The sequence below is a fragment of the Orenia sp. genome (genome assembly GCF_055140805.1).
This window is the reverse complement of the sequence record NZ_JBSQYM010000141.1, coordinates 1-8,015: the sequence shown is the minus strand read 5'-3', so window position 1 is coordinate 8,015 and position 8,015 is coordinate 1. Positions and strand designations below refer to the sequence as shown.

Genomic DNA, 8,015 nt, shown 5'->3' with positions numbered 1-8,015 from the left:
AGATGTGTATAAGAGACAGCCATTAGATACTCCTTCGATTAAGAATCCATCATCAATCAGTTCTTCTAATATATCCTGACTATTATTTATTCCTAATAATTGATTAACTATCTCAATATCTAACTCTTGTAGAGCACTAGTCTTACTCAAAAATTGATTAAACTTCCCATCTACCTTTATTTCATCTAATAAGCCAGATTGAAAATAATCAAATAGAAGCTTTAAATTCTTCTTAGAAAAAGCCTTTTCAAATTCTATACCTAAAACAATACTTCTAGCTACCATATCAACTCCAGTTATCCATCCTTGAGCCCAATCATTAAGCTCTTTTATTTGATCATTTGCTAAGGACAAATTATACTTACTGGCTAGAAAATTCTTTAACTGCTGATTATCAAGAAGCAAATCATCTTCTTTAATCTCCAATAAAGCTCCAATAGCCTTCCAATAAAGTTCTTTTGCTAGATTAAAGTTCTTTCGACTTATCAATACAAGGTGAAATGACTTTGGTAATTCATCAATAACCCAGACTAGATTGTCCAACAAGTTTTTATTTCTACAGACTCTATCAAAGTTATCTATTACAAAAATAATATTAGTGCTTAACTGCTGAATTAACTTAATCAATTCTTCTACTAAAGCATCTAAATTTATCTCTTGATTTATAAAGGATTCTTTTAAATAAATTAATTTATCATCTAATCTAGAATTATTATACTTTAAAACCTCTAGTACATTAATCCAAAATTCACTTTCATCAATCTTACCCCTTCTAATCGAATATAGATAAAGAGCTTCATCCCAATTATCTTGTAGATAACCCAGTAAACTAGTCGTTTTTCCATATCCTAAACTTGCTTTTATAACTGTAATCGGACACTCTTTAATAAATTCATATTTAGACCATAATCTTTTATTTTTCCAAAGTATATTATTAGATTTTGGTAGTGTATATTGTGACTTTAATGTTAGTATCTTATTCATCTAAACATGCCTCCTCAACCAATTATATAAAAACTACAATTATTATAATAATTGTAGTTTTTATATAAGAAACCTCTTATTTTCGATAAATATAATTCAATATTATAACCTAATCATTATAGCATATTCTTATTACAAATCAATTACATTAATTTTTTACTTTTCGATATTGATAATTATTACTAGTTGTGTTATAATTAAATTAATAAAGATAATATATGTATTAAGATTAAATAATTAACTTTTTTAACATCCCTCCAACTAAAATAAATTAAAAAATATAAAAGGGGGTAATATCATGAAAGCAACTGGCATTGTACGTAAAATAGATGAATTAGGTAGAATAGTTATTCCAATTGAATTACGTAGAACTTTAGGAATTGATGTAAAGGATCCTTTAGAGATTTATGTAGATAATGATAAAGTTATCTTTAGAAAATATGAACCAGCTTGTACCTTCTGTGGTAATGCTGATCATACTATTAACTTCAAAAATAAAATTGTCTGTCAAGAATGCTTAGATAAGATAACTGATAAGGTTGGTTAATCTTTAGAAATCTAAAAAGCTGAGTAGATAATTTAAATTATCTACTCAGCTTTTTAAAAATATACTCTTGTTCATATTTTACTCTAAATTATCATTATAAGAGTTAATATGTTGAGCTAAACGTTGATCTTCCTTTTTAATATGCTCAATTAGCCATCCTGTTACTACCTCATTTAATTTCATCAAAGAATTCTTATTAATCTGACCATTCCTATAATTTTGTCTAAACTCTCCAACCTTATCTTCAAACCTTTCATGAATTCCTTTATGGCGTTCATAATCTGGATATTGGTACTTTCTTTGAATTCCTTCTTCTTCCCTAAAATGTTTATCTATATAATCAACTAGAAAATCTAAAGATTCTTTAATATCTCCTTGGCTACTATCATTTTGGCAAGCATCTAATAGATAGTTGGCCTTTTCAAAGATACCCTGGTGTTGACTATCTATCTGCTCTACTCCTACAGCAAAACGATCATTCCATTGTATTCCATTAGTAACCTCACCCAAACTGAACTTCTCTATATTAACCTTCATACTTTCTGCCATATTTGCTAATTTCTTTGCAGAATTACTGATTTCTTTAGACATTCCCTCTATATTAGATGAAGATTCCATCAAACTGTTAGCATTACTAGCTAAATCTTGGGTAGCATAAGCAGTTTGGGAAATCTGTTCTGCTGTCTGCTCACTAGCATCACCAATTTGATTAAAAATATGATTGGTCTCTTGAGTAACTTCTTGACCTTTTAAAGCCTTATCTTCCATCTTATTTATAGAATTAATTACCTCTTTAGAATTTAATTGTGTCTTATGAACCAATTTACTGATATCACCAGTAGCTTTAGAGGTCTCTTCAGCTAACTGTCTAATCTCCTCTGCTACCACTGCAAAACCTCGTCCATGATCCCCAGCTCTTGCTGCTTCAATAGCTGCATTAAGGGCTAATAGATTAGTCTGTTCAGCAATATTATTGATTAAATCGACAATATTACCAATCTCATTGGAGTTATTTGACAACTCATTCAATAGCTCAACGGTACTCTCTACTTGTTCATAAATCTGATTCATTATCTCTACCGTCTCTTCCATATTTAGGCGACCCTCATCAGTTTGAGCACTAGACTCTTGGGCAAAGCTAGTTACCTCTTCTACACTAGCAGAAATCTCCTCTATTCCAGCAGTAATATTCTCAATCATATAAGCTGAATTTTCAATGGAAGTATTAACCACTTTTGCACTAGAAGAGAGGGTATTACTATAAATTGATAAATTCTGAGAATTATCCAATAGTTCTGTAATTAATGCTTTCTGCTCCTGTACAGTCTTATTAAATCTACCATATAATTCCCCAAATTCATCTTTACTGTCAACCTCTAGCTCAATATTCAAATTTCCATCTCCAACTTCTTTCATCCCAGATTTTAATCTTAGTAACATACTCTGCATATAATTAGAAAGCTTAACTATAATTAAAGCCATGATGATAATTGCTAAAATGAAGACTCCTACTGTAACTCCAATTAAGACTTTTTGAAAAGAAAGAATCAGCTGATTAATCTGCTCTAGCTTAGCATCAACAATAGATTGATAACTACCTGAACCTACAAACCAATTAGTTCCTCTTACTGGCTTAACATAGGCAAACTTCTTCTCTTTTTGACCTGTATTTGGATTTAAATAGATATAATCTACAAACCCACCACCATCTTCTGCTACTTCTACTAAATTTTTTAATATATACTTACCTTCACTATCTTGTAAATTCAAACGATTAGTACCTTCTTTTGAACGATCAGTTGGTAGAGAGATTGTATCCCCCTTATAATCATAAACAAAAAAGTATCCTGCATCACCAAACCTGACTTTAGCATTCTGGTCTGCAATATACTCTCTTAAATTCTTAGTAGAAAGGTCTTTTTTCTGCTGTTGATACTCTTTGGCTAATTCAAGGGCTGTTATTTCTACTACATTCTGTATTCTATCCCTTTCTAAATTCAATAACATCTCTTTTACACCATTATGTATGTGATCAGCAAAACTATCAAATTCAAAGATAAAGACCCCAGCAATCATCAATAAAACAATTATTAGACTTAAACCAAAACTAAATAGGATTTTATACCTTATGCTCAAATCTCTGAATAATTTCATTATATCTCCTCCTCCATAATCTGCTAAAAAATTAAAATACCATAAATTTAGAATAAAAACTTTTAATACATAATTTCTAATATAATAATATTCTCTTAGCAAAGAAGGTACTAATATTTAATTTGAAGATAGAGAGACCATATTCCTTCCCTTACTTTTAGAATAATATAATGCTTGGTCTGCCTTAGCAATCAAATGTTCTAAATTCTTTAGAGAATTAACTCTATTAGCATAGCTAATACCAGCAGATATAGTTAGCTTATTATTAGGTTGTCCATTTTCACCTTCAAAAGAATAGTCTTCTATCTCTTGTCTAAACCTTTGAGCAATAGTAACAGCTTCATGTATATTGTTCAAATTTGCTAAACAGATAATAAATTCTTCTCCCCCATACCTAGCTACAAAATCATCTACCCTTACACTATCCTTAAGAAGCTGAGCAACAGTTCTAAGAGCCTCATCACCTCTAAGATGGCCATTATTATCATTATATTCCTTGAAAAAGTCAATATCAACCATCACAATCGACATGCTATCTTCTATAAATTCTTCGGCTTTTCGCTTAAAAGAATCTAGTTTTAGTAATCCAGTCATTTGATCATAATCAGCTCTAAAATTTAGCTTCCTGTATAATAAGATTAAATTATTGCTATCATTAATTATTAGCATCATGCCAATCAATGATAGATATGAGAAGATTAATAAGAAGAAATTAATCCTAAAGGATGGATAATAAGGCAATTTTAATGTCAATCTCTCTAAGATAAATCTTAATAAATGAAAGAAAGTAAATGCAAATAGGGCCATCCCTACCTTCACCATTCTGATTCTAGGCGTAAGAGATTTATATATACTAAAAAAGATTCCTACTATAAAGGGCATTAATATATCAAAAGCAATTCCATACCAGACAATAGATCCTCCCAGATAGAATCTATAAACCCCAGGTAATATAATACTTAAAACTCCTATCTTCCATCCCCATAAATAGGTAGCTAGAAAGATAGGTACACTTCTTAAATCAAATATCATATCCTTATATTTAACAGAAAAAAACATTAATAAAGAGGCTAATAGACCAACTGTTACAGGCAATGTCCAAATAAAAAGAGATAAACCTTTTTCTTGATTAATAACAAATCTTTTAAACCTTACAATTAAAAAGGTATATGAGATAATCAAGGTCATATTATGGAAAAAGGTAATTAACATTAAATCACATCCCCTGCTAATAAATTATACATTTAAATGCTATATAAAAGATTATCAGCTAAGTATTTGATAAATTAAGACAACTAAGTTCTAAGTTTTTTTAATTATTAATTGGTGTAAATTGATATATTGAATTAAGGTTCTTCCTATTAAAATCAATACAAGAAAAGATTTAGAGAAAGAAGTTAAAGTCCTCTCCTTATCAGGAAGAGGATTTAAGAGAGGGTAGTTTACTCACACACACACTCATAGTTCACACTCGACACAAAGTGTCGCATTATATCCATTAAGTTTCATTTTAAATTCACGCACCTATACTACTTTATCATAATTTTTAGTTATTTTTATAAATACTATAGGAGACCCTACTCCCTCCTATGATAGGATCCCCAATAATATCTACAAAATTTTCTGTTATATATTTTCCTTACTTATATAATAACACTGCCTTCTATCTAAAGATTAACAAATCAATTACAAATCAATCACAACCTTATTATTTTAAAATATTAGCAGGAAATTAATTCTACTCATAGAAAAAGTATTATAGGTTAATCTAATGGGAGGGGATTATATGTTCGTCAGCTGGACAAATAACTTAAATATTGGTATTGAATTAATTGATAAACAGCATCAAGAAATATTTAAACAGACAAATATTTTTTTAAAAAAATTAGATGAAAATAAAAAAGATCAGGAGAAGACAACAGAAACGGTAGAAGAACTATTTTACTTCTTAAGCGATTATTTTGTAACCCATTTCAATGATGAAGAGAGTTTACAGCTAAAATATAATTATCCTAGATATAAACGCCATAAAGAGATTCATCATAACTTTATCAACAAGATTACTGAAATCAAATATAAGTTTTTAAATGAAGAAGAGAGTATAGATGAATTAATTGAAATAATTAAAGATAAGATAATGAACTGGTTGATAAATCATATTGCTGAAGAGGACACTTTAATCAGTGAATATATACAAACTCATGATATTAAGTAAAAAGCTAAGGCTTTTAAAAGAGCCTTAGCTTTTTATATTTACTAAATTACCATATTAAATTATTATTTAGCAAAATTAGTCTTATTGACTACCTTCTTTGATATACTAGCTAAATTATCATCTTCATTGATTAAAGTTGAATAAACAACTACCTCTACTTGAATTTTATCTTTGCTATCTATTTTAATACTACTATGCTCTTCTTAATTTGTCCTCTTCCAATATAAGTAATTATCTCTCAGTTCTAATTTAATTTTATCATTATTATAAAGTGATGAGAGATAAGCCATAATTAAGGTCTTCATCAAGTGATACTGTTGTAAACTTTTAATCTGAACTTGGTAGTAATCTAAAGTCTCTTGTAATAGTTGTTCAGTGCTTTTAGAAGACTCTAACAATTTAAAAATTACCCCTTCTATCTCATTAATACAGTCAAGATTGACTTTAATCAGCTCTCTAATTTCAGTACTAACTTTAGTATGGGATGGTAGATAAAAATCATAATTAGTCTCAGCTAAAAACTCTAAAGTAGCCTTTTGCTTTTCGATATCTGTATAAAAGAGTAGCTTATGCTTATCAATTACCTTCTGGGAGAAGATTGAATCACCACAAAATAAGACTCCATCTGCTACAACCCCAATCTGATTTACTGAATGACCTTGCAAGGGGATTATCTCTACTTCAAGAGTATCAAATTTTAACTTTATATTGGTCTCTTCTAGTACATGATTTACTACAGACTTCTTTGCCATTAAGAATTTATTCTTTAAATCCTTGATTGGATTTGCTCCAGAAAAGAAGGATAAAGGCTCAAGATAAGGATAATTGATAATAGCCGATTCAATCCTATAAGCATAAATCTCTGCCCCAGTCTCCTGCTGTAAATAATTATTAGCACCACAGTGGTCTGCGTGAAAATGGGTATTGATAATTGCTTTTAAGATTAAGTTGTTACCTTTTAAAATTCTTAATATCTTCTTAGCCACACTATCATCTAAACCACTATCAACTAAGATCGCCTCATTTCCATCTTTAATCAGCCCAATATTTGTAAGTGCATCTAAATAGTATACCTGATCTGTCAACTGCTTTAACTTCATTATCGATCCTCCTTCTAAGTTTTTAACTTATCTATTTTCATTATTAAAGTAGACTAACTTATATTTTTTAAAATTGAAGCTTATAAAGATTTTACTATCTCCAGGATATCCTTAGGTTCTTTAGCAATATAATTTGGTGACTCTTCTTGTATAGTAGCCATAGAGTCATACCCCCAGCTTACCCAAATCACCTCTACCTCCACCCTCTTACAGGCAATCACATCTCTAGATTCATCTCCAACATAGATTAAATCAGTATTTTTTAACTTATTTTTCTTTAAGAATTTTTTAATAACCTTATCCTTACCAAAAAGATTACTTGAACAGAAGATTTGGTCAATATTATCTATCTGATTATTCTTTAAAAAGTCTCTGATAATATTCTCTGAATTAGATGATATAATAGCTAACTTATAATCCATCGCTCCTAGTTCTTTTAATAAATTGCTAACTCCATCAAAAAAGAGTAGATGCTTTATAGATTCCTTATAAATTCTATAAAATTCTGGTGCCCAAAAAGGAAGCTTATATACAGGAACCTTCAGAAATTTACATCTATCAAGAACCGATAATCCCTTTAAATAATCAATATCCTGCTCTTCTATAGGCTTAAAATTATGTTTTTTAGCAAGTTGATTAACAACCGAGATAGCAATATCCTGTGAATCAACTAAAGTTCCATCAAAATCAAAAGCTATATATTTAGTCATAACTATACTCCTTTATCAGTATTCTATATTATTAAAAATTACCCCAACTCTTTATACATTCTTTACTACCACTCTAATAACCTTTTTAGTATACCATGATTAAGCAAATATTCTCTTAATAGATATAAAAAACAAATAATTAATTTATTACTTTTAACCAGAAACCTTAGAATATAGTCATCCAGCTTTAGAATGAAACAATAGAAAGATAGTGCGACACTTTGTGTCGAGTGTGAGCTATGAGTGTGAGTGTGTGTAAAACTTCTTTTTATTGGGGTTTACTCACACTCACACACCCACTCACG

7 protein-coding genes are annotated in these 8,015 nt (G+C 29.5%); 2 read left to right on the top strand and 5 right to left on the bottom strand.

Annotated features, from left to right (window positions below; all coding sequences use genetic code 11):
* The coding region (locus ACTCDL_RS12525; protein ID WP_463177153.1) for a hypothetical protein at positions 1 to 984 on the bottom strand (984 nt) is incomplete at its 3' end.
* A 298-nt stretch (positions 985 to 1,282) separates the two neighbouring features.
* On the opposite strand from ACTCDL_RS12525, the gene ACTCDL_RS12520 reads away from it, so the two are divergent.
* Complete coding sequence (locus tag ACTCDL_RS12520) at positions 1,283 to 1,531, top strand: AbrB/MazE/SpoVT family DNA-binding domain-containing protein (RefSeq protein WP_463177151.1); 249 nt, start codon at positions 1,283 to 1,285, stop codon at positions 1,529 to 1,531.
* A gap of 78 nt (positions 1,532 to 1,609) precedes the next feature.
* Here ACTCDL_RS12520 and ACTCDL_RS12515 read toward each other — a convergent pair whose 3' ends face one another.
* Complete coding sequence (locus ACTCDL_RS12515) at positions 1,610 to 3,685, bottom strand: bacteriohemerythrin (protein ID WP_463177149.1); 2,076 nt, start codon at positions 3,683 to 3,685, stop codon at positions 1,610 to 1,612.
* 117 nt (positions 3,686 to 3,802) lie between these two features.
* On the bottom strand, positions 3,803 to 4,897 hold the full coding sequence (locus ACTCDL_RS12510) for a GGDEF domain-containing protein (RefSeq protein WP_463177145.1): 1,095 nt from the start codon (positions 4,895 to 4,897) through the stop codon (positions 3,803 to 3,805).
* A gap of 574 nt (positions 4,898 to 5,471) precedes the next feature.
* Here ACTCDL_RS12510 and ACTCDL_RS12505 point away from each other — a divergent pair.
* On the top strand, positions 5,472 to 5,900 hold the full coding sequence (locus tag ACTCDL_RS12505) for a bacteriohemerythrin (RefSeq protein WP_463177140.1): 429 nt from the start codon (positions 5,472 to 5,474) through the stop codon (positions 5,898 to 5,900).
* A gap of 203 nt (positions 5,901 to 6,103) precedes the next feature.
* On the opposite strand, the gene ACTCDL_RS12500 is transcribed toward ACTCDL_RS12505, so the two are convergent.
* Both ACTCDL_RS12500 and ACTCDL_RS12495 read right to left on the bottom strand, forming a co-directional pair.
* The gene (locus ACTCDL_RS12500; protein ID WP_463177138.1) at positions 6,104 to 7,000 is read right to left on the bottom strand and encodes an MBL fold metallo-hydrolase; all 897 of its coding nucleotides are present in this window, start codon (positions 6,998 to 7,000) and stop codon (positions 6,104 to 6,106) included.
* An 80-nt stretch (positions 7,001 to 7,080) separates the two neighbouring features.
* Complete coding sequence (locus ACTCDL_RS12495; protein WP_463177135.1) at positions 7,081 to 7,710, bottom strand: HAD hydrolase-like protein; 630 nt, start codon at positions 7,708 to 7,710, stop codon at positions 7,081 to 7,083.
* Positions 7,711 to 8,015: the final 305 nt, after the last annotated feature.